Here is a 24,404-nt window from a genome sequence, read left to right as displayed (position 1 = left end):
TTCCCCCAACGAGCCACCCCCATGCTCCCGATCCATCGCCCCCGCCCCCTGTGCTGCGCCATCGCCCTCGCGCTTGCGCTCTCGCCAGCCGCCCGCGCCAGCGACGCCGCTGACGCCAGCGCGCGCACCACCACCCTGGACTCGGTCAACGTCCAGGCCACGCAGGCCACCGCTCCGGGTTCGCTGGACGAACAGCGCCTGTCCAACGGCGTCAACAGCGTGATGAGCAAGCAGCAGATCGACGCGATTCCCTCCGCCGGCATCGCCGACGTGGTCGCGCACCTGCCCGGGCTGTCGGCCTACAGCGACATGCACCTGGGCCAGGCCACCACCGGCGAGAACGCCTACGTCAGCATCCGCGGCCTGGATGCCAGCTACAACAGCTACCGCCTCAACGGCTTCGGCATGCCCGAGACCGATTCGTCCACGCGCGCGATCTCGCTGAACATGCTCGCGCCGTTCGGCATCCAGTCGGTCAAGGTCTCCAAGTCGCCGACCCCGGACCTACCGGGCGACGCGATCGGCGGCGCGATCGACATGCGCACGCCCAGCGCGTTCGACTTCGACGGCGACTTCTACGGCAAGACCACCACGCAAGGCCAGTTCAACGCGCTCGCTTCCGACCTCGGCGGCAAGCACACCGGCGGCACGCTGCAACAGGAGCTGGCCTGGAAGTTCGGCGACGACCACGCGTTCGGCGTCTATGCCTCGGCCTACTACGGCAGGAACAACAACATGGCGCAGGCGCCGGCGCCCAACAGCGCCTACTTCCCGGCGGACCCGGCGCAGGCCAAGGCGGTGGACCTGCGCGACGTCGGCCCGCTGCTCAGCGCCCGCTACAAGTACAGCGTCTACACCAGCCAGATCGAGCGCTACGGCGGCAACCTCGCCTTCGACTGGCAGGGCGAGCACACCACCCTTTTCGCGCGCGCCATCTACGGCAGCTACAACGTCACCGGCCAGCAGGACCAATCCAGCGCACGCCTGGAAACCGTCAACAACCAGCCGACCGCGGTGCGCGGCGGCTACTTCAACACCCACGACATCAAGGAAACCCTGGCCACGCTGCAGTTGGGCGGGCAGACCACGCTGGACCGCCTGCGCTTCGATTACGGCAGTTCCTTCGGACGCGGCACGCGCAGCCGTCCGGACTACGTCGCCGCAAGCCTGTACGGCTTCACGCCGGGCAGCTTTGCGTTCGATCTCAGCAACCCGACCTATCCGAGCATCGGCCCGAGCTCGCCAGCCCTGAAGAACTTCTTCTACAGCCTGGATTCGGCGCTTTTCTGGAAGACCCAGGGCCACGATGCCGGCAGCCACGACAACCGCGCCAGCGCGCATGCCGACATCAGCTACCGCGTGGACGGCAACGTGCTCGACGAGGTCAAGACCGGCCTGTCGCTCGATCACGCCGACCGCGGCTCCTACGATCACCCGTTCTTCCACAAAGACGGCAATTTCGTCTACAACGGCCCCTACTTCGGCGGCAGCAACTACGTGTTCCCCAACGCCGGCGGCCCGCCGCTGAGCGCGCTGCCCGGCCGCCTCACCTATGCGGCGTTCGATGGACACTACGCCGGCCCGTTCAAGATCCTCGACCGCGACTGGGTGCGTGCGCAGGCGGTGCCGTACAAGTACGTCAACGATCCCAATGGCGCCGGCATCTATAACGCCAACGACTACAACGCCAACACCACCTCCAGTACCGAGGCGATCTACGCCGGCTACGCGATGGCAACGCTGCATGTCGGCGCGGTGACCATCCTGCCCGGCGTGCGCTACGAACTGACCCGCTACTCCGCCGATGCCTGGCAATCGAACGGCGACGGCATCAACGGCCGCTTCGTCGGCAGCGGCCGCAGCTACGGCGAGGTGTTGCCGGGCATCAGCCTCAACTATCGCCCGGACGAGCTGACCGTCTACCGCGCCTCGCTGCGACGCAGCTTCAGCCGCCCGGCGTTCGGGCTGATCTCCGGCGAGACCGTGTACACGGTCGACCCCACCCAGAAGGTCATCGGCATCTCCAAACCCAATCCCGACCTGCAGCCGAGCAAGGCCGACAACGCCGACCTGTCCGCGGAGTTCTACGACCGCAACGGCGGCGTGCTCAGCGCCTCGACCTACTACAAGCGCATCACCGGCTTCATCTACACCTCGCAGTCGGCGACCAGCAACGACAACACGCTCGGCGGCCTGGTGCCGACCGGTACCACCTTCGAGGACGGCGTGCCGGTGACCATGCCGCAGAACGGCGGCACCGCGACGCTGTACGGCGTGGAACTGGCCGGCAGCAAGCGCCTGCAGGATCTGCCTGGGTTCTGGGGCAACTTCGGTATCGCCGCCAACCTGACCCTGCAACACAGTTCCGCCGACAGCAAGCGCGCCGACCAGCCCGAAAAGACCTGGCTGCCGCGTGCGCCCGAGCGCATCTACAACCTGGACCTGTTCTACGACGACAGCCGTCTGCGCGCCGACCTGAGCTACAACTACACCGGCCTGCAACTGCTCGGCCTGACCAGCGACCGGCTCAACTACTACCTGCAGCCGGTCAAGTCGCTGGACTTCACCGCCACCTACCACCTGCCGCACGGCATCGACGTCGGCATCGCCGCCAAGAACCTGCTGAATTCGGCCACGTTCTACGAGACCCAGGGCAAGTCCACCCACTACATGGCCTACGACCCCGGTGCCGATGGCGCCTACGTGGAAACCGGGCGCGTGTACATGCTCACGCTGAGCTATACCTACTGACGCGGCCCTGCCTCCGCCGCTGCGGCGAGTGCCTTGCGTGCAGACTGCACGCAAGGCATTGGGCAGGATGCATCAGCGCCGCGACCCGCCCTCAGAGGCCACTCCTGGCGCCGAAGCATCGAGGGGCGAGGCAATCCTTCGCAAGCTGCATCGCGCTTCCTCGGCCTGAAGGCCGGGGCATCTAGGGACATTTCCCGATCACGCACATGCCAGCGCGCAGCGACATTGGCTGCGCGCCGACCATGTCTGCATGGCGCGCAAGCCGACCATCCATCCCCATTGCGACCAAGGATTCCCTTCGATGAACATGCGCCCATCGCTCCGCGCTCTTCTGCTCGTGCTGTCGACACTGCTGCCCTTTGCTGCACTGGCCGCTCCGCCCGCCACCGTCGCCAGTTGCGCGGGCATCGCCGCCGCCTATCCGACAGACCTCGGTCCGCGTTGCAACAGCAACTACGCGAAGATCAATCACCAACCGCAAGACGCCGCACAGCGCCTGCAGACCTACTACGCGCGCGTTGAAGTGCTGAAGATCTTCAGGAAAGCCCTGCTGTGCAATGGCCTGTACGGCGCCAAGGCTTCGGAACAGCAGCGTTTCGGCGGCGGCGAAGACGGCCATCTGCAGGCACTGGCCAATCTCTACCAGAACATGCAGAACGACCCGAACCGCCCCGCGGCGCTGTATACGGCTGCCGATCTGAAAGACATCAAGATGAACAAACCGCAATGCAAATGAGGCAACGCATTCGCACCGAACGCCAGGCGCACTGAGGTCGCTGGCGTCCCCTCGCGGTTCGGCATCGGCCGCCTCCGGGCAGCCGATGTCATTCGCGTGTAAAATTGCGGGTTTTTGACCACTCACATGGCGAAAGCCCTTCCACGGGCGCCCGTCCCGGGCCCGGCCTTCATTCGCCTGCTGGCGCGCCTGAGCGATGCGTCGATGCCCGCGTCCAGCCCTGCGCTGGCCGACCGGCTCGGCCAATGGATCGACTGGAACCGCGCGGTGGCGGTGTCGCGGGCGCTGGACGGCAAACTGCCCGAGCCTGCCGAGGACTCCCCCGGGGCGCCGGAACCGTCGGCCCTGGAGGCCGAATGCAGCCGCGTGCGCGCTGCACTGGAAGAGAGCATCGCCCTGGACATCGCCAAGGAAACCGGCAAGCCCGTGGGCAAGCGCCAGCACGACCCCGACGCACCGATCGACTACGCGCCGTTCCGCCAGCGCTACCAGGCGCTGCAGCGCGCGATGCTGACCGCGACCGGGCGCCTGCGCGGGCTGCTGCGCGATGCCCTGGTTCCGCTCTCGCCGGAGATGGCGCGGCTGGCCGAGGTCGATGCGGTGATGGAACTGACCCTCAGCCCGCGCGAGCAGACCCTGCTGGCGACGGTGCCCAACCTGCTGGAAGCGCATTTCCAGCGCCTGCGCGCCGCCGCGGCGCCCGCCCCCGATCCATCCCTGACCGACGTTCCGCCGGCGCCTGCCGACACGGCCTGGCTGGACCTGTTCCGCCAGGACCTGCACAGCGTCCTGCGCGCCGAACTGGACGTCCGTTTCCATCCCATCGAAGCGCTGCTCGCCGCGCTTCGCAGCCGTTGATCCGATCCTCATGCCCAAGACCCTGCTCCATTCCGTCCTGTTCCTCGCCGGCCTTGCCGTGGTCTGCTGGATCGGCGTCGGCTATCTCGGTTCCAACCCGCTGGGCGCCAGCTTCGCCGCGCTGATCGGCCTGTGCTACCTGGCCGGCATCGCGGAGCTGTACCGCTACCGCCAGGCCACGGCGACGTTGCAGACCGCGCTGATCGAGGCCGAGTCCGCGCGCGACGACCTGGGCGGCTGGCTGCAACGGCTGCACCCGAGCCTGCGCAACGCGGTGCGCCTGCGCATCGAAGGCGAACGCGCGGCCCTGCCGGTGCCGGCGCTGACCCCGTACCTGGTCGGCCTGCTGGTGCTGCTGGGCATGCTCGGCACCTTCCTGGGCATGATGGCCACCCTGCGCGGCACCGGCCTGGCACTGGACAGCGCCACCGATCTGAATGCCATCCGCGCCTCGCTGGCGGCGCCGCTGAAGGGCCTGGGCTTCGCCTTCGGCACCTCCATCGCCGGCGTCGCCGCCTCGGCGATGCTCGGCCTGCTCGCCGCGCTGTGCCGGCGCGAGCGCCTGCAGGCGGTGCAGCACCTGGACCTGCACGCCGCGACCGCGCTGCGCACGCATTCGCTGGCCTACCAGCGCAACGAGGCGTTCAAGCTGCTGCAGGCGCAAGCCACGCTGATGCCGAGCCTGATCGAACGCATGCAGACGATGATGGCGGCGCTGGAACAGCACAGCGCGGTCAGCGGCGAACGCCTGGCCAGCAGCCAGGACGCCTTCCACAGCCGCACCGAGGCCGCCTACACGCGCCTGGCCGGCGCGGTCGAACACGCCTTGCAGGCCGGCGTGGCCGCGCATGCGCGGGCGTTCGGCGACGCGCTGGAACCGGTGGTGCAACGCACGCTGGACGGCGTGGCGCGCGAGACCGCCGCGCTGCAGGACAGCGTCGGCCAGGCGGTGCAGCGGCAACTGGACGGCCTGGCCAGCGGCTTCGCCCAGGCCGCCGAGCAGGCCACGCAGCGCTGGGACAGCGCGCTGGCCGAACAGCAACGCGTCAACGGCGCACTGCTGCAGGAACTGGGCAGCGCGCTGCAACGCGCCGGCGACGGCCTGGAGCAACGTGCCACCACGCTGGTGGAGGCGACCGCGGCACGCCTGCAGGGCGCCAGCGACGACGCCAGGCAGGCCTGGAGCGAGGCGATGGCGCAGCAACGCGAAGCGAACGACGGCCTCGCCGCGCGCCAGGCACAGGCACTGGACGCAGTGGCCAGCCGCCTGGATGCCACCGCCGAAGTTGCCCAGCAAGCCTGGAGCACGGCGCTGGAACAGCAGCGCGAGGCCAACGCGGCCCTGGTCGCACGCAACGCGCAGGCACTGGACACCGTGGCGACGCGGCTGGACGCCACCGCCGAAGCCGCACAGCAGGGCTGGGACGCTGCGATGGCACAGCAGCGCGCGATCAACGACACCCTCGCCACGCACACGACGCAGGCGCTGGAGACCGTGGCGACCCGCCTGGACGCCACCGTCGAGGCCGTGCAACAGGCGTGGAGCGCGGCGCTGGCGCAGCAACGCGAGGTCAACGAGGCCCTGGCCACGCGCAACGCGCAGGCGTTGGACACCGCCGCGGCCAGCCTGGAACAGCGCGCCGCCGCCCTCGCCGAGACGCTGCAGCAGGCTCATGCCGACCTGCAGGAGGCACTGGAAGCGCGCGACCAGGCGCGTCTGCGTGCCTGGACCGACAGTTTCGCCAGCATGGCCGCGACCCTCGGCGGACAGTGGGAGCACCATGGCGAGCGCATCGCACAGCGCCAGCAGGAGATCTGCAGCACCCTGCAGGAAACCGCGGCGGCGATGTCCGAGCAGGGCCAGGCACAGGCGCGCGACACCATCGCCGAGATCGAGCGGCTGGTGCAGGTCGCCTCGGAAGCGCCGAAGGCCGCGGCCGACGTGGTCGCGGAACTGCGCCAGAAACTCTCCGACAGCATGGTCCGCGACACCGCCATGCTCGACGAGCGCAACCGCCTGCTGGCCACGCTGCAGACCCTGCTGGAGGCGGTCAACCACGCGTCCACCGAACAGCGCAGCGCGGTGGACGCCCTGGTCGCGACCTCGGCCGATCTACTGGAGCGCGTCGGCAGCCGCTTCACCGACCAGATCGACGCCCAGACCGGCAAGCTCGACGACGCTGCAGCGCAGGTCGTCGCCGGCGCCACCGAGGTGGCCAGCCTGGGCGACGCGTTCTCCGGCGCGGTGCAGGCCTTCGGCGAATCCAACGCCGCCCTGCTGGAACGCCTGCAGGGCATCGAGCAGGCGCTGGACAAGTCGCTGACGCGCAGCGACGAGCAACTGGCCTACTACGTGGCGCAGGCGCGTGAGGTGATCGACCTGAGCATGCTCTCGCAGCAGCAGATCACCGAGGAATTGCGTCAGCTCGCCGCGCGCCAGGCGCCCGACCAGGCCGACGCGGCATGAGCGACGAGCTGGAACTCGAGGCCGACAACGGCGCACCGGTCTGGGCGGTGTTCGGCGACCTGATGTCGGTGCTGCTCGGCGCCTTCGTGCTGATCCTGATCGGGGTGATCGGCGTGCAGTTGCAGCTGTCGAACAAGCTGGATGCGGAAATGCGCCAGCGCCAACGTGAAGCGCAGCAGCGCAAGACCCTGGAACAGGCGCTGGCCGCGCCGCTGGCGGCCGGCCGGGTGACCCTGGTCGACGGCCGCATCGGCATCCGCGGCAACGTGCTGTTCGCACTGAACTCCGACCAGTTGCAGCCGGAGGGCCGCGACCTGCTGAAGAGCCTGGCCGCGCCGCTGGCCGGCTACCTCAAGGCGCGCGACGAGATCCTGATGGTCAGCGGCTTCACCGACGATCGCCAGGTGCGCGAGAGCAATCGCCAGTTCGCCGACAACTGGGAACTGTCGGCCGAGCGTGCGTTGACCGTGACGCGTGCGCTGATCGAGGCAGGCGTCCCTGCCGATGCAGTCTTCGCCGCCGCCTTCGGCGCGCAGCAACCTGTGGCGCCGAACGTGGACGAGGCCGGACGCGCCAGCAACCGCCGCGTGGAGATGGCACCGCTGCCGCGCATGCGCAAGAGCGCCGCGTCACCGCATGCGCCCTGATCGGATCGCCGCCACCGATCGCCTCGCCGCCTGGTGTGCTGAGCATGCCGAGCGGCTGGACCCGCTGCGCTTCCGCTTCCTCGAAGCGCTGGCGCGCCGCACCGAGGCGCAGCAGGGCAAGGCGCGGGAACTGCTGGAGCAGAAGCTGTCCGCGTTGCTCGACGCGTACGCCGCGGCGCTGGCCGCGGCACCGCAAAGCGCTGGCGATGCCGACGCCGCAGTGCGAGCGATGCAACCCGGCCCGCTCGGCGCCTTGCTGGCGCAGTCCCGCCACGCGGCCGTTGCGATCCGCGCCGGCAACGACCACGGCGCCAACCTGGAGGCCAACAGCGAAGCCTCCACGGCGACCGCCCCCATCGACACAGAACTCCCCGCACCATCGCCCTTGCCCACCGCAGCGACCGCAGCGGCGCGACTCACCGCACCGCAACTGCCCGCGGTCGAAGACGCACGCCGGCTGTGGACAGAACTGCGCAGCCGCAGCCAATTGCGGCAGTCGCTGCAACCGGCACCCGCCGACGCCGGCCCGCTCAACTCCGGCGTGCTGGTGCATCGCGCATTGGCGTTGATGCGCACGCTCTCGCCCGGCTACCTGCAGCACTTCCTGTCCTACGTCGATGCGCTGTCCTGGCTGCAGCAACTGCACGACGGCGGCGCACTGGCGAAGCCGCAGCAACCCGGCAGCGCCGCAGGCAAACCGACGACACCCCGCAGCAAGCCGCGCAAGCGCGGTTGATCGCATCACCGATGCGCATCGCGCCGATTGCGTGGTCGTAGAAGCGTCCCTTTCCTCATCCGACACACCCACACAGGCAAGAAAAAGGCCGGCATGCGCCGGCCTTTTTCGTCACCATCGCGGGATCTGGCTTACAGCGCCTTCGCCGCCGCCACCACATGCTCGGCGGTGATCTGGAAGTGCTTGTACAGCACGTTCGCCGGCGCCGACGCACCGAAGCTGTCGATGCCCACCACTGCGCCGTCCAGGCCCACATAGGCGCGCCAGAACGCGGTGACCCCGGCTTCCACCGCCACGCGCTTGCGCACCGCCGACGGCAGCACCGACTCGCGGTAGGCGGCGTCCTGGCGATCGAACACGTCGGTGCAGGGCATCGACACCACGCGGGTCTTCAGGCCCGCGGCATCCAGCGCCTGCTTGGCTTCCACCGCCAGGCCCACCTCCGAACCGGTGCCGATCAGGATCACGTCGGGCGTGCCGCCCTCGGCATCGGCCAGCACGTAACCGCCGCGCTCGATCAGCTTGATCTGCGCCTCAGTGCGAGCCTGGAACGGCAGGTTCTGGCGGCTGAACACCAGGCAGCTCGGGCCGTCCTTGCGGGTGATCGCGGCCTTCCAGCTCACCGCCGACTCCACCGTGTCGCAGGGGCGCCACACGTCGTTGTTGGGGATGTAGCGCAGCGACGCCAGGTGCTCCACCGGCTGGTGGGTCGGGCCGTCCTCGCCCAGGCCGATCGAGTCGTGGGTGTAGACGTGGATCGCATGCGCCGGGATCAGCGCGCTCATGCGCACGCCGTTGCGCGCGTAGTCGCTGAACACCAGGAAGGTGGCGTCGAACGGAATGAAGCCGCCGTGCAGCGCCAGGCCGTTGGCGATGGCGGTCATGCCGAACTCGCGCACGCCGTAGTACACGTAGTTGGCGTTCGGATCATCCGTGGCGACCGACTTGCTGGCCTTCCACAGGGTCAGGTTGGAATGCGCCAGGTCGGCCGACCCGCCGACCAGTTCCGGCAGCAGCGGCGCGAACGCCTCGATCGCCATCTGCGAGGCCTTGCGCGAGGCGATGGTCTGGCCTTCGGCGGCCTGCTTGGCGATGTAGGCGTCGGCCTGGGCGAGGAAGTCCTCCGGCAGCTCGCCATGCGAGCGGCGGGTCAGTTCCGCGGCTTCGGCCGGGTACTGCTTGGCGTACTTGTCGAAGGCCTGCTCCCACTCGGCCTGGCGCAGCGTGCCGGCACCACCGGCGCGCCAGCCGTCGTAGATCGCCTGCGGGATCTCGAACGGTGCGTACGGCCAGTTCAGCGCCTTGCGCGCGCCCTCCAGCTCTTCCTTGCCCAGCGCGGCGCCGTGCGAGGATTCCTTGCCGGCCTTGGTCGGCGCACCGAAGCCGATGGTGGTGCGGCAGCAGATCAGGGTCGGCTTCTCGCTCTCGGCGATCGCCGCCTCGATCGCGGCCTTGACCGCATCGGCATCCTGGCCGTCGACATCGCGGATCACGTGCCAGCCGTAGGCCTCGAACCGCGCCGGGGTGTTGTCGCTGAACCAGCCGGCGGTGTTGCCGTCGATGGAGATATGGTTGTTGTCCCAGAACGCCACCAGCTTGCCCAGGCCCCAGGTGCCGGCCAGCGACGCGGCTTCGTGGGACACGCCTTCCATCATGCAGCCGTCGCCCATGAACACCCAGGTACGGTGGTCGACGATCTGGTGCTCGGGACGGTTGTAGCGCTGCGCCAGCAGCTTTTCGGCCAGCGCGAAACCGACCGCGTTGGCGAAGCCCTGGCCGAGCGGACCGGTGGTGGTCTCCACCCCGGGGGTCTCGCTGCGCTCCGGGTGGCCGGCGGTCTTGCTGTGAAGCTGGCGGAAGCGCTTGAGCTCCTCGATCGGCAGGTCGTAGCCGGACAGGTGCAGCAGCGCGTACTGCAGCATCGAACCGTGGCCATTGGACAGCACGAAGCGGTCGCGGTTGAACCAGTGCGGGTTGTTCGGATTGTGGCTGAGGAAGTCGTTCCACAGCACTTCGGCGATGTCCGCCATGCCCATCGGCATGCCGGGATGGCCGGAATTGGCGGCCTCGACCGCATCGGCGGCAAGGAAACGGATCGCGTTGGCGAGTTCGCGGCGGGTAGGCGTCGTCATGAGGGATCTGTCGGAAGCGGGCGCGTGGCGTCGGGCCCACTATTGTCCCACAGGCGGGGATTGGGGATTGGGGATTGGTAGCGTCACCGGCTGGACGCCTGAGATGGTGCAGGAGCGGCTTCAGCTGCGACAGGCGTTCACCGCAAGGCCAATCGCGGCTGAAGCCGGTCCAACGCCTGGCCCGTCAGGCCGCGACGCTGCCGCCTTCATCAATCCCGAATCCCGACTCCCGAATCCCCGCCATCCTCCCCCTTGGCCACCATCGTGGTCAGGGCCAGATCGCCGGTCACGTTCAGTGCGGTGCGGCACATGTCCAGGAAATGGTTGACGCCCAGGATCATGCCGATGCCGACCGGGTCCACCCCGACCATCGCGCAGATCAGCGCCACCACCGGCAGCGAGCCGGACGGGACGCCGGCGGTGCCGATGCCGCCGAGAATACAGACCAGCATCACCATGCACTGCTGCGCGATGCTCAGCTCCACGCCGAAGAACTGCGCCAGGAAGATCACCGTCACGCCCTCGAACAGCGCGGTGCCGTTCTGGTTGGCGGTGGCGCCGACGGTGAGCACGAAACGCGAGACCTTGTGCGGCAGCCCCATCTGGTCGGCCACGCGCAGCGCGGTCGGCAGCGTGGCGTTGCTGGACGCGGTGGAAAACGCCATCACCGTCGCCTCGCGGGTGGCGCGGAAGAACCACAACGGCGAGCGCCCGGCCAGGCGCACCGCCACGCCGTAGCTCACCACCATGTGCAGGCCCAGCGCCAGCACCACCACGCCCACATAGGCGCCCAGCCGCACCAGCAGCTCGAAGCCGAACAGCGCCGCCAGGTTGAACATGAAGCAGGCGACCGCATACGGCGCCAGGCGGATCACCAGCCCGATCAGGGTCATCGAGATCTCGAACACGCCCTCGATGCCGCGGCGCAGCGTCGCCACCTTGGCGTCTTCGCTGAGCACCATGCCCACGCCGAACATCACCGCGAAGAACATCAGCGACAGGATCGCGCCATTGCTGGACGCGGCTTCGACCACGTTGTCGGGCACGATCGACAGCAGCATGTCCATGCCGTGCGGCTGGTGCCTGCTCTGGTCGACGATCTGCGCGGTGCGCTCCACGTTCTGCTGCAGCAGTTGCTGCGCCAGCTCGCGATCCACGCCGATGCCGGGCTTGAGCACGTTCACCAGCACCAGACCCAGCAGCACCGCCACACCCGACAGCACCACCGTGTAGCCCAGCGTCTTCCAGCCGATCCGGCCGAGCGCGCGGATGTCGCCCATCTCCGAAATGCCCATCACCAGCGCCGAGAACAGCAGCGGCACGATCAGCATGAAGATCAGGTTGAGGAACAGCTTGGAGAACGGCGTGGTCAGGTACTTGGTCAGCGCCTGCACCCAGGCCGCATCGCCGCCTACGCTCATGTGCACCGCCAGCCCCAGCACCAGCCCAAGGACGAAGCCGATCGCCATTTTCCAATGCAACGGCATGCCGGTTTCGGCCTTCACGGGGGTGTCGGTCATGAGTACGCCTTGCGAAAAGGAGCACCCAGCTTAACAAACCATGAGCAGACATCGACCATCACACGATGGCTCAGGCTGCGCGATGAGCGCATCGGCTTGCCGCGTCTCACCTGCAACGTCGGATGGCGCTACCCAAGACTGGCGAGTCACGATCCCGCGATCGCAAGGTCGAGCCTGGCTGCACGCCCCCCCCGCTCAAGCCTTGCGCGTCGGGTACAACGGCGGCAGATCGTCTTCCGCCGCGCCGCGCGTGGCGACGCGCCAGCGCGGTCCCGACGCGAACGCCGCGCGCAACACGGCGCGCGCCCCGGTCACATCGCCGCCACCGCCCCAGCGTGCGTGCTGCATGCGCAGCACCGCATCGCGCTGCGCCGGATCGTCCAGACGCTGCACCACCGTATCCAGGTCGGCGACGCCGGCCTGTGCGCACAGGATCGCCGCGACCTCGTCCAGACCGCCGCTGTCCAGGGCCTTGCGCAATTCCGGCAATGCGGCGCGCGCCGTCGCGGGTGCCGATGTCGCACCCGGCGCAGCGTTGGCCGCCGACCTCGGCAGCGCTGCGACGCCGCGTGCACGACGCAAGCGGCGCCAGGCCCAGACCAGGGTCGCCAGCCACAGCACCGCAAAGCCCGCGGCCAGCGCCATCCACAGCGGCGACGAGGCGAGCCATCCCCGCAGGGTATGCGTCGGCGCCACCGCATTGTCAGCGGGAACCGCGCTCAGCGTCGGCGCCGCGGGGGTGACCGGGGCGGGGGCCGGCGCAGGCACGCCTTGTCCGGGCTGCACCTGCAGGGTCAGATCCGGCAGGCTGGCCTCGCGCGCAGCGCCAGCGCCCACGTCCCACCACGGCATGCGCAGGCCGCGCACCAGCAATGGGCCGGCCGCCTGCGGCACGATCGAGTAACGGCGGGTGACGGTCACTTGCGGCCCGCCGTCGACGAAGCGTTCCTGCACCTGCGGCGGCTCGGCGAACACCTGCGCGCCATCGACACTGGGCGTGGGCAGTTCGGGGAACTGCGCCTGGGTCGCGCCGCGTGCCGTGGCCTCGACCACGATGTCGGCAGCCTCGCCGGCCTTGGCACGCTGCGGCGTGGCGGTGTAGCGCAGGCGCAGTTCGTGCAGCGGCAGCCACGGCTGCGGCGCATTGGCCGGCTGCGCGCGCACCTGCAGGGTCTGCGCGGTGCCGCGCGTATTGAGTTCGCCGCCGCGGCCGAAGTAGTCGTCGAAGAAGCCGGTGGGGCCGCGGCCGCTGAAACGCGCGCCCGGCAACAGCAGCGAGCCGCTGCGCTCGGGCACCAGCAGGTAGTGCCGCTCGACCACCGTGTACATGCGCCCGTCGATCTGACGGCGGTTCTGGATGTCGTCGCCGACGCGCTGCAGCGACGCGCCGGCCGGCGCGTCCAGGTCCAGTTCGCCCGAGCTCAGCGGCACGCCGAGATACAGCCGTACCACCACGCCCACGCTCTGCTGCACGTAGGGCCGCGCGTCGTCGACGACGGTCTGCACGAAGACGTCGGCGTTGCCCACCTGCGCGGGCACGTCGGCATTGGCGGTGGCCGGCACCGCGGCGCTGGCCGCGGCCACCTCCAGCCGCAAGGGCGCGGTGCGTTCGTTGCCGACCTGCAGCGACGGAATCTCCAGCGTGCCGGTGCTGCGCGGCGTCAGCATCACCCCGAACAAGGACTTCGACGAGACCGCGCCGTTGACGATCTGCATCTGCCGGCTCTTGACCTCGTTGCTGAGCGCGAAATCCGCGCGCAGCGGCGCGTAGTCCGGCGTGGCCGCCGCCTGGTCGGTCTCGATGTTGAGGGTCACGCCCTCGCCGGCGCCGACGTTGTCGCGATCCAGCCACGCGCGCGTGGCGGCAGCCGCCGGCAGCGCCAGCAGCAGCGCGGCCAACACCATCAGCACCGCGCAGGCACGGGCCCCCTGGCCGAGTCGCTTGAAGTGGATCATGGTTCTTGTTCCCGCTGCCTGCGTTCGTGTTCCAGCCTGAATTTGGCGCGCAGCAGATTGCCCGGATCGTCCGGCACCCGCCGTAGCCACGCCTCGACCGCCTGACGCTGCTCGCGTTGCTGCGGCGTCTCGTTCGCGGCGGCAGCGGCGCGCTCGGCGGCCTGTTTGTCGGTGCCGCCCTGCTGTGCCATCGCCTGCTGCATCTGCTGGCGCTGCGCCGCATCGGCCTGCTGTTGCGCCTGTGCATCGCCCGGCTTCGGCGGCGCCTGCCGCGCGTCCTTGGCGCCATCGCGTCCCTGCTGGCCGTCGCGCTGCTGGCCGTCGCGCTGCTGGCCGTTTTGCTGCTGGTTCTTCTGCTGCGGGTTCTGCTTGGCGCCGTTCTGCTGCTGACCCGCCTGCTGTTGACCGTTTTGCTGTTGACCGTTCTGTTGCTGGCCGTTCTGCGACTGCCCGCTCTTCTGCTGCTTGCCGTCCTTGCCCTGCTGGCCGGACTTGGAGTCCTGCGACGACTGGCGCTTGCGCGCGGCCTCCACCGCGGCGCGGTTGGCGATCGCATCGGCCATCCGCGGATGCAGTTTCAGCGCCTTGTCGTAGGCGTCGATCGCCTCGTCGTAGCGGCCCTGCCGTGCCAGCGCATTGCCGAGGTTGTACCAGCCGGCGTCGCTGTCGATGCCTTCGAACTGCTGTTGCGCGGCGGCGAAATCGCCCTTGCGGTAGGCCTGCACGCCTGCATCGAGCCGTTGCTGGCGGACCTGGTCGGCACGTTCCCACCACCCGCCTGCGACAGGACCGAGTGTCGGCGTCTGTGCTGGCGCTGGCGCCTGAGCCTGCGCATGCACCGGTAGCGGCATCGCCAGCGGCGCCAACACCAGCAGCAGCACCGCGGCGCCACCGCGACGGCGGAACGCGAGCAAGGCCAGCAGCATCAGCGGCGGCAGCAACCAATAGCCTTGATCGAGCCACACGCGGCCATGGCTTTCGTCGGCCGCCGTGGCGTCCGCTTCCTGCGGCCGCAGCACGCCCAGCGCGCGCAGATCCGTATCGTCTGGCGTCAACGCCGCGTAGCGGCCCGCGCCCGCTTCCGCCAGCGCGCGCAGCGCGCCCGCATCCAATTGCGCGTGCGACAGCCGACCCTGGTCGTCGCGGTAGGCCGCGCCCTGCGCCGTGCCCAGCCCAAGCGCGGACACGTGATAGCCCTGCCTGGCCGCGCGCGCCGCGGCCTGCTGCGCCTGCGCGTCGGCCTGGTCGCTGAGCACCAGGATGTCGCCGCGGGAGAAGCCGGCCTGGCGCAGCAACTGCGCCGCCCAATCGATCGCCAGGTCGGTGCGCTGCCCCGCCACCGGCATCACCTGCGGCGACAGCGCGTCGAGGAACAGGGCCACGTTCGCCGCATCGTCGGTCAGCGGCGCCACCGTGTACGGCTCGCCAGCGTAGGCCACCAGCGCCACTTCGCCGCCGGCGCGCTCGTGCAGCAGCCGCGCCAGCTTGGCCCGCGCCTGCAGCAGCCGCGACGGCGGCAGGTCGCGCGCGTCGATCTGCGCGGACAGGTCCAGCGCGATCACCAACGGCGTGCGCGCCTGCCACAGCGGCTGCTGTTCCTGGCGCCAGCTCGGTCCGGCCAGCGCCAGCACCGCCAGCGCATAGCCCAGCGCGCCCAGCAACAGGCCGGCACTGCCCTTGGCATCGCCACGCGCGAGCAGATGCGGCAACAGATGCGGGTCCACCGTGCGCCGCCAGATGTCATGGCGCCGCCGCCGGCGCCACCAGCTCCAGCCGAGCAACGGCAGCAACAGCAGCGCCCACAGCCATTCGGGGCGCAACAGGTGCAATGCCTGGAGGAACTCCATCGCGCGGGTCATTGCCGCCTCCAGGGCCAGATGAAGGACAGCAACGCCAGCGCCAGCGCCGCCGCCAGCGGCCAGGCGTAGCGCTCGATCCGCGGCCGCACCGCAGGACCGGCCGAACGCACCGGCTCGAGCCGGTCCAGTTCGGCGTAGATCGACGCCAGCTCGGCGGTATCACGGGCGCGGAAGAAGCGCCCACCGGTGTCCTGCGCGATCTTGCGCAGCGTGTCCTCGTCGACCTGGTCGTCGCCGCCGCTGCCGGGGATCGGCAGGCCGAACAGGGACATGCCGCCATCGCCACCGAAGGCGATGGTGTACACACGCACGTGTTCGGCCTTGGCCAGTTCGGCGGCCTTCAGCGGGTCGAGCACGCCGGCGGTGTTGACGCCGTCGGTGAGCACGATCAGCACACGCTCGCCCTGCTTCTGCTCGCGCAGGCGCTTGACCGCCAGCGCGATCGCGTCGCCCAGCGCGGTCTCGCGCCCGGCCAGGCCGACCACGCTGTCGCGCAACTGGTCGCGCACCGTGGCCAGATCGGCGGTCAACGGGGTCAGCGCATACGCCTGCTGGCCGAACACCAGCAGGCCGATGCGGTCGCCATCGCGGCGATCGAGAAAGTCGGCCAGCACCGCCTTGGCCGCGGTCAGCCGATCGACCACGCGCCCGCCCAGGGTCATGTCGGGTTCGCTCATGCTGCCGGACAGATCCACCGCCAGCATCAGCTGCCGCGCTTGCTGCGGTGGCGCGATGGGTTCGCCCAGTTGCAGCGGCCGCGCCGCCGCCGCGCACAGGCAGAACCAGGCCAGCCAGGCCAGCCACACGCTGGCACGCCACAATCCGCCGCGTGCCGGCGCGGCGGCCACGGCCTGCAGGCGCTCGCCATAGGGCACGCGCAAGGCCGGCGCATTGCCGCGCCGTGCCGGCAGCAACAGATTGGCCAGCAGGGGCAGCGGCATCGCCAGCCACATCCACGGCCAGGCGAAGCCGGCCAGCAGGTCGCTGAGGCTCTGCCACGACGACGACACCAGACTCATCGCCGTCCTCCACGCCGCGCCGCCATCAACGCCAGGAACCGGCGCCGCGCCAGCGGCAGCAATGTCTGCACCTGCGCCGGGTCGAGGCGGGGGCGGTAGCCACCGTCGAGCAACACGCGGCCGGGGCCGGCGGAGAACGCCTGGTGTTTGTCGCCGCCATCAAGGAACCGCAACCAGTCTTCGCCCTGCAGCGCCGCAGCGGCCGGATCGCGGCGTTGCGCCGCGCGCCGCAGCAGCTCCGAGACCGCGGCCACCTGTGCCGGCGGTTCGCCCGTACGCGTCGCCGCATCGAACTGACGCTGCCAGCGCTGCTCGCGCCGGCGCCGGCGCATCCATACCAACAGCGCCACGCCGAGCGTCAGCAGCAGCACCGCCGCCAGCATCCACCAGCCCGGTGCGGGCGGCCACCAGGCCGGTGCAGGCGGCAGATGCACATCGCGCAGGGGCAATTGCTGCGGGCTCATGCCGACGCCCCCCGTTGCACCGGCAGCAACCACGACTCGCTGGGTGCGTCGCTCAGCAACACCCGCACCTGCACGCCGCGGCCCGGCAGTTCCGCCGCCAGGGTTTCCAACGGCTGCACGAATTGCGCGCGCCAGCGCTGTTGCGCGGTGCTCGCCAGCAGATCCACCTCCACGCGGCGGCCGCTTGCCCAGAACGGCAGGGCGGCACGTGGCGGATGCACTTCCAACGGGTCGGCGAGCAGCAGCAACTCCACTTCGTTGTGCAGCGCCAGCCCGGCCCAGCGCGCGGCGGGCACGGCCTGCGCACTGGCCGGATCGGCCAGCACGGTCAGGCGCGATCCCGGGCGCAGCAGCTTGGCCGCGTGATCCAGCGCCATGCTCAGGCCGGCATCGTCCTGCGGCGGCTGCGCATACCAGCGCGCCAGTGCATCGAGCACGCGCAGCACGCCGCGCGGCCCGGCGGCGGGCGGCACCGGCGCTTCGCTGCGGCTGCCGCGCAAGGCGGCCAGGCGATCGCCCTGGCGCTGCGCCGCCCACGCTGCCACCGCCCCGGCACGCGCCGCCTGCACCGATTTGAAGCGCACGCGCGTGCCGAAGTACAGCGACGGCGCGGTGTCGGCGACGATCAGACTGAGCCGTTCGCGCTCGGCCTGGAACAATTTGGTGTGGGTGCGGCCGCTGCGCGCGGTGAGCCGCCAGTCGATGTGCCTCACGTCGTCGCCGGCCACGTACTCGCGCGACTCGGCGTACTCCATGCCGCGCCCGCGCATCGGCGACGGGGCGGCGCCACTGAGGCCATGGCGGCCTCGGCGCGGCGGCGGCATGCGTGCGACCGCGGCGCGCAGGGCCACCAGCTCGGCCAGGCTGGGACGGATCCCCGCCTCGGCCGGCGCGGCAACGTGCGGCATGCCCGGCGCAGTCGGCTGCGGTGCCATCGTCGTTACTCCGCGCGGAGGCGGGCGGCGGGCAACAGCCGTACCTGGCGGCGTCCGGTCACGGCGGCGGCACCTTGTCCAGCAGGGCGGCGACCAGACGATCGCCGTCCCAGCCTTCGGCGGTGGCTTCGTAGCTGGGCAGCACGCGGTGGCGCAGCACATCGGCGGCGACCGCGCGCACGTCGTCGGGCGTGACGAAGTCGCGTCCGGCCAGCCAGGCGCGGGCGCGGGCGCACCGCTCCAATGCGATCGAACCGCGCGGACTCGCGCCCCAGGCGATGCGCCGCGCCAACGCGGCGTCGTAGCCGCTGGCATCGCGCGAGGCCAGCACCAGTTCGATCAGATAGCGCTCCAGCGGCGGTGCCATGTGCAGCGCCAGCACCGCGCGGCGTGCCGCGAATACGTCTTCCAGCGGCATGCGTGGCGGCGGCGCCTCGCCGGCCTCCAGCGTCTCGCGGGCGCGCTCGCGCGCCAGCCGCAGGATCTCCGCCTCCGCGGCCGCTTCCGGGTAGCCGATCCGCACATGCATCAGGAAGCGGTCCAGCTGCGCCTCCGGCAGCGGGAAGGTGCCCTCCTGCTCGATCGGGTTCTGTGTCGCCATCACCAGGAACAGCTTCGGCAGCGCATAGGTGTGCCGGCCGACGGTGACCTGGCGCTCGCCCATCGCCTCGAGCAGGGCCGATTGCACCTTGGCCGGCGCACGGTTGATTTCGTCGGCGAGCAGGATCGGGTGGAAGATCGGCCCGGGCAGGAACTCGAAGCGGCTCTCCTGCGGGCGCCACACCTCGGTGCCGGTAAGGTCGGCCGGGAGCAGGTCGGGGGTGAACTGGACGCGGGCGAAATCCGCTTCCAGGCGCGAGGCCAGGGCGCGGATCGCGGTGGTCTTGGCCAGGCCGGGCGCGCCTTCGACCAGCAGATGGCCATCGGCGAGCAGCGCAATCAGCAGGCGCTCCACCAGCGCCGACTGGCCGACGATGGTCTGGGACAGGCCGTCGCGCAGGGCGACGAACGCGGCGTGCAGGCGCTGCTGCTCGGGCGCGGCCGGCGGGGAATCGAGGGTCGGGGATGGAGTGTTCATTTGCGCAGTCTGACCGATCGCCGGTGAAAATGGTTCCGCGCACGGCGGACGCCGCGTGCTGCGAATTCAGGATTTCCTCATCGATGGGCGCAAACGCCGACGGGAGAGGCTTACGCCTCTCCCGTCGAAGATTTCCCGCCTTGCCCGCGCCGATCAGCCGGCGCGCTTGGCCACGCGCATCACCTTCGGGGTCACGAAGATCAGCAGCTCTGCCTTGCTCTTGCTGCGGCCGCGCTGCTTGAACAGGTTGCCCAGGAACGGGATGTCCCCCAGGAACGGCACCTTGGAGATGCTGCTGCGATCCGTGAATTCGTAGACGCCGCCGATCACCACGGTCTGCCCGTCGTCGACCAGTACCGCGGTGTTGATCTCGCGGCGATTGATTTCCGGGACAGTGCCGTACAGCGGCAGGGTAACGTAGCGCTCCACCTCGTCTTTCTTGACGTTCATGTTCAAGAAGATGCGATTGTCGTCGGTGATGGTCGGTGTCACCTTCAGCTCCAGCAGCACATCCTTGAACTGCACGTTCGGGGTGGCGGCGGTGCCACCAGTGCCGCCGGTGACCGTGACGTAGCCGATTTCCTTGCCTTGCCGGATCACGGCCTCGCGCTGGTTGGAGGTCACGATGCGCGGGTTGGAGATCACCTCGCCACGGCCCTCTTCCTGCAGCGCCGACAACTCCATGTCCAGCGAGAAATTGGCGCCCAGCAAGGTGTAAGCGATAGAGCCTGGCGTGCCGTTGGTGAAGGTACCTGCGGGCATGTTGAAGTTCAGCCCGCTCGGGATGTTGTGCACGCTGTTGTTGATGATCGACGTGTTGTTGGCCAGGTTGCCACTGACCACGCCGGTATTGCCGCCGTACTGCCTGCGGCCGGCAATGCCGAAGCGCGCACCCAGATCGCGGGCGAAGGTATCGGTGGCGATGACGATGCGGCCTTCGATCAGCACCTGGTCGACCGGGCGGTCGATCACGTTGATCAGCTCGCGCATCTGCGCGACCTTCTTCGGGATGTCGCTGATCATCAGCGTGTTGGTGCGCTCGTCGGCGACCAGACGCCCGCGCGGCGACAGGAAGCCGTTGTCGTTCTGGCTGCTGCCGTTGCCGCCGCCGTTTCCACCGCCGCCACCGCCACCGCCGATGCCCTTGGCCTCGGTCAGCGCCTTGAAGATCGCCGTGGCGCTGTGATAGTTGATCTGCACGTAGTCGGTGATCAGGTCCTCGCGGTTCTCGATCGCGATGCGCGCGTCTTCCTTGTCCTGCTCGAACTTGGCCAGCTCCTGCTGCGGCGCGACCCAGATCACCTTGCCGTCGCGGCGCTTGTCCAGGCCCTTGGCGCGCAGCACGATGTCCAGCGCCTGGTCCCAGGGCACATTGACCAGGCGCAGGGTGACGCTGCCCTGCACGGTATCGGAGGCAACGATGTTGAGATTGGACTCCTCGGCGATCAACTGCAGCACCGTGCGCACCGGCACGTCCTGGAAGTTGAAGGTCACCGGCTTGCCGCTGTAGCCGCGGGCGGCCACCTGCGCGGCGGCCTGGCTGACCGTGGTCGCGGTGACCGCGCCCACCGCCGGCGCGGCGGCGCGCGGGGTGATCTCGACCACGTACTCGTTGCCCGACTGGTAGGCCAGCGATTCGAACGCGCCATTGGTGTTCAGCACCAGCTCGGCGCCGCCCGCATAGGGCTTGGCATCGATGCGCTGCACCGGCGTGGCGAAGTCGGTGACGTTGAGCGGACGCTGCAACTCCGGCGGCAGCGTGGCGTTGCCGACATCGACCACCACGCTGTTGCCCTGGGTGCGCAGGTCCGGGCTGGCGCCGGTGCCGTTGAAGGACAAGATCAGCCGTCCCGCACCGCCGTCGCCGCGCTTGAAGTCGATCTTCGACACCGTGAGCTTGGCCGGCGCCGCCGCAGGTGCGGGAGACGCGGCAACAGGCGCGGCGGGCGGCGCCGCACTGGCGACGACCGCATTCCCGAGCATCGCCGCCAACCCCAACGCGCATAGCCGCATCGTCGCGTGACGCCGGATGGGGCGCAGGCTCAGGGCTTTGGAAAAAGTCATCGTGCTATCCCCATAATCAATCATTGATCGTCCAGCGCGACGGAGGCGGGACGTTCCAGCCAGCCGCCGGCGCCATCCGGCACCAGTTCAATCAAATCGATGCGATCCTCGTGCACCCCGGTCACGCGGCCATCGCTCTGCCCCATGTACACGCCCGGACGCACGCGATAGGTCACCTTGTCCGGCGCCATCACCAGCGCCACCTGGCCCGCGCCGCTGCCCAGCGTGCCGACCATGTTGAGGCTGTCCAGCGGGAACTGTTCCAGCGGTTCCTTGCGGCGGTTCGGGTCCGGGCGCAGGCCGCTGCTGCCGTCGGGACTGGCCCAGGCATCGCTGAACGGATCGCGCAGGCCCTGCGCCGCATACTCGAAGGTTTCGAACTGCTGCATCACCGGCAACGGCTCCAGCGGCTGCGCCGGTCGCGCGCGCACTTCCTTCACCCAGTTCTCCAGATTCGGCGCATCGCCCGGCGTGCTGGTGATGGTGCGGCCGCAAGCGCCGAGCACCAGCGCCAGCGCGCCCGCAACGAGAATCCTGACCACCCGATGCTGCCGGCTCATGCGCCACCGCCTTGCTTGCCGGCCTTCTTCGCGGCCGCCGCGGCCTGTTCCTGGTCGGCCATTTCCTTGTCGTCCAGGTAGCGATAGGTCTTGACCGTACCGGACAGCTCCAGCTCGCCGCGCGCGGTGATGCCGTTGCTCTTGTCGCGCGGCTTCAGGTTGATGTCGTGCATGGTCAGGATCACCACCCGCGGCAGCGAGGCCACGCCACTGACGAAGGCGCCGAACTGGTGGTAGCTGCCGACCATGCGCAGGGCGATCGGCTTCTCCGCGTAGAACTCCTTCGGCGACTCCGGGCCCGGCTGGAACAACTCGTTGGTCAGGCCGCTGGACAGCGCGGTCTGCGAGATGTCGATGATCAGGTCGGGCATCTCGGTCTTGCTCGGCAGCTGCCGCAGCATCTGCTGCAGCACCTGCTCCATCTGCACCAGTTGCTGCTTCAGCGGCTGCAGGTTGACCGCACGGCTCTGCTCCTTCTCGAAGGAGGCGCGCAGTTCGGTTTCCTTCTGCTCCAGCGCCTGCAACTCGTCGCTCTTGCTGCTGATCAGCAGGAACCAGGACAGGGTCAGGATGAACAGGGTCACCAGCACGCAGAACACGATCTTGGCCTGCTGCGGCCAATTGCCGATGTTGTTGAAATCCAGCTCTTTGATGTTGAATTTCTTGCTCATGACGCCGGTCCCTGTTTCGCTGGCGTGGCGGCGGGTGCCGGCGCGGTGGCCGGCGCCGGTGCGGCAGGGCTGCCCGCGGCAGGTGCAGGCGCAGGAGCGCCCGGAGCCTGCGCAGGCGGCGTGCCAGGCGCGCCGCCCGCGGGGGCTGCGCCAGGTGTTCCGGGCGCAGCGGAACCCGCAGGTGCCGTCCCGGCGGCGGCCGGATCGGTGCTCTCGCCCGGCACCGGCAGCTTGACCCGCAGCGTGAACACGTACGGCAGCGCCTTGGTATCGACAATCGGACCCTTGGCTTCCTTCTCCTGGGCCTTGGCCTCGATCACCGTCAGCTCCGGATTGGTCATCCAGCCAGAGCCCTCGAGGTTGCGCATGTAGGTACTGACCCGCGCGTTGGACTGCGAGCGGCCCTCCAGGGTCAGCATGTCGCCTTCCTGCTTCACCGAGGTCAGCACCACGCCGTCGGGAATGGTCCGCACCAGCGAGTCGAACAGGTGCACCATCTGCGAGCGCTTGGCCTGCAGTTCCTCGATCACCTGCTTGCGCGCCAGCAGGCGGCGCTTCTTCTCGTCGAGGGTGTCGATTTCCTTGTTCTGCGCCTGGACCTTCTCGATCTCGGCCTGCAGATACGCGTTGCGCTCGTTCTGGCCGCTGATCTGCAGGTCGTAGTAGAACCAGATCAGCCCCGCCAGCAGCACCCCGGCGAACGCGGCCAGGCCAAGCATCGAATAGAACTCGCGTTCGCGCTGCTTGCGCCGTTCCGCCCGCCAGGGCAGCAGATTGATCTTCGCCATCAGTCGAAGCTCCTCAGCGCCAGGCCGGTGGCGATCATCAGCGCCGGCGCGTCCTGGGCCAGCGCATGCGCCTGCACCTTCGGCCCCAGGGTCATCTGCGCCAACGGGTTGGCGACCACCGTGGCCACGCCCAGTTGCTCCTCCACCATCTCCGGCAATCCGGCCAGGGCGGCGCAGCCGCCGGCCAGGACGATGTGGTCGACGCGGTTGAATTCGCTGCCGGCATAGAAGAACTGCAGCAGGCGGCTGATCTGCTGCACCGTGGCTTCCTTGAACGGCTCCAGCACCTCGACCTCGTAGCTTTCCGGCAGCCCGCCCTGGCGCTTGGCCATGCCGGCTTCCTCGTAGGTCAGGCCGTAGCGGCGCATCACTTCGTCGGTCAGCTGCTTGCCGCCGAACACCTGCTCGCGGCTGTACAGGCTGCGCCCGCCACGCAGGACATTGAGGGTGGTCATGGTGGCGCCGATGTCGACCAGGGCGACGATGCCGTCGGCGGCCACCGGCAGCTCGCTGGCCACCAGCGCGAAGGCGTTCTCGACCGCGAAGGCCTCCACGTCCATCACCTTGGCCACGAGCCCGCCCAGTTCCAGGGCCGACTGGCGCAGTTCCACGTTCTCCGAGCGCGAGGCGGCCAGCAGTACCTGCACCATCTCGGGGTTGTTGGGGATGACGCCCAGCACCTCGAAATCCAGGTTCACTTCGTCGATCGGGTACGGGATGTAGTTCACCGCCTCCAGCTCGACCTGGGCTTCCAGCTCGCTCTCGTCCAGCTCGGCCGGCATCGGGATCACCTTGGTGATCACCGCCGAACCGGCCACGGCGGCCGCGGCATGCTTGGCGCGGGTACCGGACCGGGTCACGGCGCGGCGGATCGCCTCGCCCACCGCCTCGACCTCGACGATGTTCTTCTCGACCACGGCATTGGGCGGCAAGGGTTCGACGGCGTAATGCTCGACGCGGAACCGGTTGCCGTTACGCGAAAGCTGCAGCAGCTTGACCGCGGTCGAGCTGATGTCGATGCCGATCAGCGGCTGCTGACTCTTTGGGATAAGCCCCACGGATTTTCCCCTGCCGGCGGGCACTTGGACGCCAATGTTGCGCCAGCGCATTAATAACAAATTTTTTGCAATTGGCAACCGCCCGGTTGCATGTCGCGATCCGTG

19 protein-coding genes are annotated in these 24,404 nt (G+C 69.4%); 6 read left to right on the top strand and 13 right to left on the bottom strand.

Annotated features, from left to right (window positions below; genetic code table 11):
• Positions 1-21 precede the first annotated feature (21 nt).
• The 6 genes from RAB70_RS08590 to RAB70_RS08565 all read left to right on the top strand — a co-directional run bounded on the left by RAB70_RS08590 (position 22) and on the right by RAB70_RS08565 (position 8,195).
• Complete coding sequence (locus RAB70_RS08590) at positions 22-2,751, top strand: TonB-dependent receptor (protein WP_148829534.1); 2,730 nt, start codon at positions 22-24, stop codon at positions 2,749-2,751.
• Positions 2,752-3,052: 301 nt separating this feature from the next.
• On the top strand, positions 3,053-3,487 hold the full coding sequence (locus RAB70_RS08585; protein WP_148829523.1) for a hypothetical protein: 435 nt from the start codon (positions 3,053-3,055) through the stop codon (positions 3,485-3,487).
• Positions 3,488-3,613: 126 nt separating this feature from the next.
• Positions 3,614-4,345, top strand: coding sequence for a DUF3348 domain-containing protein (locus tag RAB70_RS08580; protein WP_148829524.1), 732 nt, complete (start codon positions 3,614-3,616; stop codon positions 4,343-4,345).
• 10 nt (positions 4,346-4,355) lie between these two features.
• Positions 4,356-6,812: a DUF802 domain-containing protein gene (locus RAB70_RS08575; protein WP_148829525.1), complete on the top strand. Its 2,457-nt coding sequence runs from the start codon at positions 4,356-4,358 to the stop codon at positions 6,810-6,812.
• Positions 6,809-7,459 (top strand): OmpA family protein, encoded by a 651-nt coding sequence (locus RAB70_RS08570; protein WP_148829526.1) that lies wholly within the window; start codon positions 6,809-6,811, stop codon positions 7,457-7,459. The genes RAB70_RS08575 and RAB70_RS08570 overlap by 4 nt, the downstream gene beginning before the upstream one ends.
• On the top strand, positions 7,449-8,195 hold the full coding sequence (locus RAB70_RS08565) for a DUF2894 domain-containing protein (RefSeq protein ID WP_148829527.1): 747 nt from the start codon (positions 7,449-7,451) through the stop codon (positions 8,193-8,195). Before RAB70_RS08570 ends, RAB70_RS08565 begins: the two co-directional genes overlap by 11 nt.
• 131 nt (positions 8,196-8,326) lie before the next feature.
• Here RAB70_RS08565 and tkt read toward each other — a convergent pair whose 3' ends face one another.
• The 13 genes from tkt to RAB70_RS08500 all read right to left on the bottom strand — a co-directional run bounded on the left by tkt (position 8,327) and on the right by RAB70_RS08500 (position 24,299).
• Positions 8,327-10,327, bottom strand: a complete 2,001-nt coding sequence (gene tkt, locus RAB70_RS08560; protein WP_043094912.1) for a transketolase — start codon at positions 10,325-10,327, stop codon at positions 8,327-8,329.
• 209 nt (positions 10,328-10,536) lie between these two features.
• On the bottom strand, positions 10,537-11,847 hold the full coding sequence (locus tag RAB70_RS08555; RefSeq protein ID WP_148829528.1) for a dicarboxylate/amino acid:cation symporter: 1,311 nt from the start codon (positions 11,845-11,847) through the stop codon (positions 10,537-10,539).
• A gap of 195 nt (positions 11,848-12,042) precedes the next feature.
• Positions 12,043-13,803, bottom strand: a complete 1,761-nt coding sequence (locus tag RAB70_RS08550) for a BatD family protein (protein WP_148829529.1) — start codon at positions 13,801-13,803, stop codon at positions 12,043-12,045.
• Positions 13,800-15,662, bottom strand: coding sequence for a tetratricopeptide repeat protein (locus RAB70_RS08545; protein ID WP_148829530.1), 1,863 nt, complete (start codon positions 15,660-15,662; stop codon positions 13,800-13,802). The genes RAB70_RS08550 and RAB70_RS08545 overlap by 4 nt, the downstream gene beginning before the upstream one ends.
• Entirely contained in the window at positions 15,659-16,681 is a 1,023-nt protein-coding gene (locus tag RAB70_RS08540; RefSeq protein ID WP_148829531.1) for a VWA domain-containing protein, read from the bottom strand. The genes RAB70_RS08545 and RAB70_RS08540 overlap by 4 nt, the downstream gene beginning before the upstream one ends.
• The gene (locus tag RAB70_RS08535; RefSeq protein WP_148829532.1) at positions 16,678-17,145 is read right to left on the bottom strand and encodes a DUF4381 family protein; all 468 of its coding nucleotides are present in this window, start codon (positions 17,143-17,145) and stop codon (positions 16,678-16,680) included. The genes RAB70_RS08540 and RAB70_RS08535 overlap by 4 nt, the downstream gene beginning before the upstream one ends.
• On the bottom strand, positions 17,142-18,080 hold the full coding sequence (locus RAB70_RS08530; protein WP_148829533.1) for a DUF58 domain-containing protein: 939 nt from the start codon (positions 18,078-18,080) through the stop codon (positions 17,142-17,144). Before RAB70_RS08530 ends, RAB70_RS08535 begins: the two co-directional genes overlap by 4 nt.
• Positions 18,081-18,138: 58 nt before the next feature.
• The gene (locus tag RAB70_RS08525) at positions 18,139-19,158 is read right to left on the bottom strand and encodes a MoxR family ATPase (RefSeq protein WP_017914104.1); all 1,020 of its coding nucleotides are present in this window, start codon (positions 19,156-19,158) and stop codon (positions 18,139-18,141) included.
• 153 nt (positions 19,159-19,311) lie between these two features.
• Positions 19,312-21,222: a type IV pilus secretin PilQ gene (locus tag RAB70_RS08520; RefSeq protein WP_148830319.1), complete on the bottom strand. Its 1,911-nt coding sequence runs from the start codon at positions 21,220-21,222 to the stop codon at positions 19,312-19,314.
• A gap of 20 nt (positions 21,223-21,242) precedes the next feature.
• Positions 21,243-21,782 (bottom strand): pilus assembly protein PilP, encoded by a 540-nt coding sequence (locus RAB70_RS08515; protein WP_026143551.1) that lies wholly within the window; start codon positions 21,780-21,782, stop codon positions 21,243-21,245.
• Positions 21,779-22,453, bottom strand: a complete 675-nt coding sequence (locus RAB70_RS08510; RefSeq protein ID WP_017914107.1) for a type 4a pilus biogenesis protein PilO — start codon at positions 22,451-22,453, stop codon at positions 21,779-21,781. Before RAB70_RS08510 ends, RAB70_RS08515 begins: the two co-directional genes overlap by 4 nt.
• Positions 22,450-23,241, bottom strand: coding sequence for a PilN domain-containing protein (locus RAB70_RS08505; RefSeq protein ID WP_148830005.1), 792 nt, complete (start codon positions 23,239-23,241; stop codon positions 22,450-22,452). The genes RAB70_RS08510 and RAB70_RS08505 overlap by 4 nt, the downstream gene beginning before the upstream one ends.
• Positions 23,241-24,299 carry a pilus assembly protein PilM gene (locus RAB70_RS08500; RefSeq protein WP_017908825.1) on the bottom strand — a complete coding sequence of 353 codons (1,059 nt, stop codon included), beginning with the start codon at positions 24,297-24,299 and terminating at the stop codon, positions 23,241-23,243. The genes RAB70_RS08505 and RAB70_RS08500 overlap by 1 nt, the downstream gene beginning before the upstream one ends.
• Between the last annotated feature and the right edge of the window lie 105 nt (positions 24,300-24,404).

This window comes from Xanthomonas sontii (genome assembly GCF_040529055.1).
GTDB lineage: Bacteria > Pseudomonadota > Gammaproteobacteria > Xanthomonadales > Xanthomonadaceae > Xanthomonas_A > Xanthomonas_A sontii.
This window is presented reverse-complemented; position numbering and strand designations above follow the sequence as displayed.

Bases quoted from the DNA above. Each gene is read 5' to 3' on its own strand.
- RAB70_RS08545 (WP_148829530.1), bottom strand. From the start codon at position 15,662: ATGACCCGCGCGATGGAGTTCCTCCAGGCATTGCACCTGTTGCGCCCC.
- RAB70_RS08580 (WP_148829524.1), top strand. From the start codon at position 3,614: ATGGCGAAAGCCCTTCCACGGGCGCCCGTCCCGGGCCCGGCCTTCATT.
- RAB70_RS08510 (WP_017914107.1), bottom strand. From the start codon at position 22,453: ATGAGCAAGAAATTCAACATCAAAGAGCTGGATTTCAACAACATCGGC.
- RAB70_RS08550 (WP_148829529.1), bottom strand. From the start codon at position 13,803: ATGATCCACTTCAAGCGACTCGGCCAGGGGGCCCGTGCCTGCGCGGTG.
- RAB70_RS08565 (WP_148829527.1), top strand. From the start codon at position 7,449: ATGCGCCCTGATCGGATCGCCGCCACCGATCGCCTCGCCGCCTGGTGT.
- RAB70_RS08585 (WP_148829523.1), top strand. From the start codon at position 3,053: ATGAACATGCGCCCATCGCTCCGCGCTCTTCTGCTCGTGCTGTCGACA.
- RAB70_RS08530 (WP_148829533.1), bottom strand. From the start codon at position 18,080: ATGGCACCGCAGCCGACTGCGCCGGGCATGCCGCACGTTGCCGCGCCG.
- RAB70_RS08590 (WP_148829534.1), top strand. From the start codon at position 22: ATGCTCCCGATCCATCGCCCCCGCCCCCTGTGCTGCGCCATCGCCCTC.
- RAB70_RS08575 (WP_148829525.1), top strand. From the start codon at position 4,356: ATGCCCAAGACCCTGCTCCATTCCGTCCTGTTCCTCGCCGGCCTTGCC.
- RAB70_RS08555 (WP_148829528.1), bottom strand. From the start codon at position 11,847: ATGACCGACACCCCCGTGAAGGCCGAAACCGGCATGCCGTTGCATTGG.
- RAB70_RS08535 (WP_148829532.1), bottom strand. From the start codon at position 17,145: ATGAGCCCGCAGCAATTGCCCCTGCGCGATGTGCATCTGCCGCCTGCA.
- RAB70_RS08525 (WP_017914104.1), bottom strand. From the start codon at position 19,158: ATGAACACTCCATCCCCGACCCTCGATTCCCCGCCGGCCGCGCCCGAG.
- tkt (WP_043094912.1), bottom strand. From the start codon at position 10,327: ATGACGACGCCTACCCGCCGCGAACTCGCCAACGCGATCCGTTTCCTT.
- RAB70_RS08505 (WP_148830005.1), bottom strand. From the start codon at position 23,241: ATGGCGAAGATCAATCTGCTGCCCTGGCGGGCGGAACGGCGCAAGCAG.
- RAB70_RS08540 (WP_148829531.1), bottom strand. From the start codon at position 16,681: ATGAGTCTGGTGTCGTCGTCGTGGCAGAGCCTCAGCGACCTGCTGGCC.
- RAB70_RS08570 (WP_148829526.1), top strand. From the start codon at position 6,809: ATGAGCGACGAGCTGGAACTCGAGGCCGACAACGGCGCACCGGTCTGG.
- RAB70_RS08520 (WP_148830319.1), bottom strand. From the start codon at position 21,222: ATGACTTTTTCCAAAGCCCTGAGCCTGCGCCCCATCCGGCGTCACGCG.
- RAB70_RS08515 (WP_026143551.1), bottom strand. From the start codon at position 21,782: ATGAGCCGGCAGCATCGGGTGGTCAGGATTCTCGTTGCGGGCGCGCTG.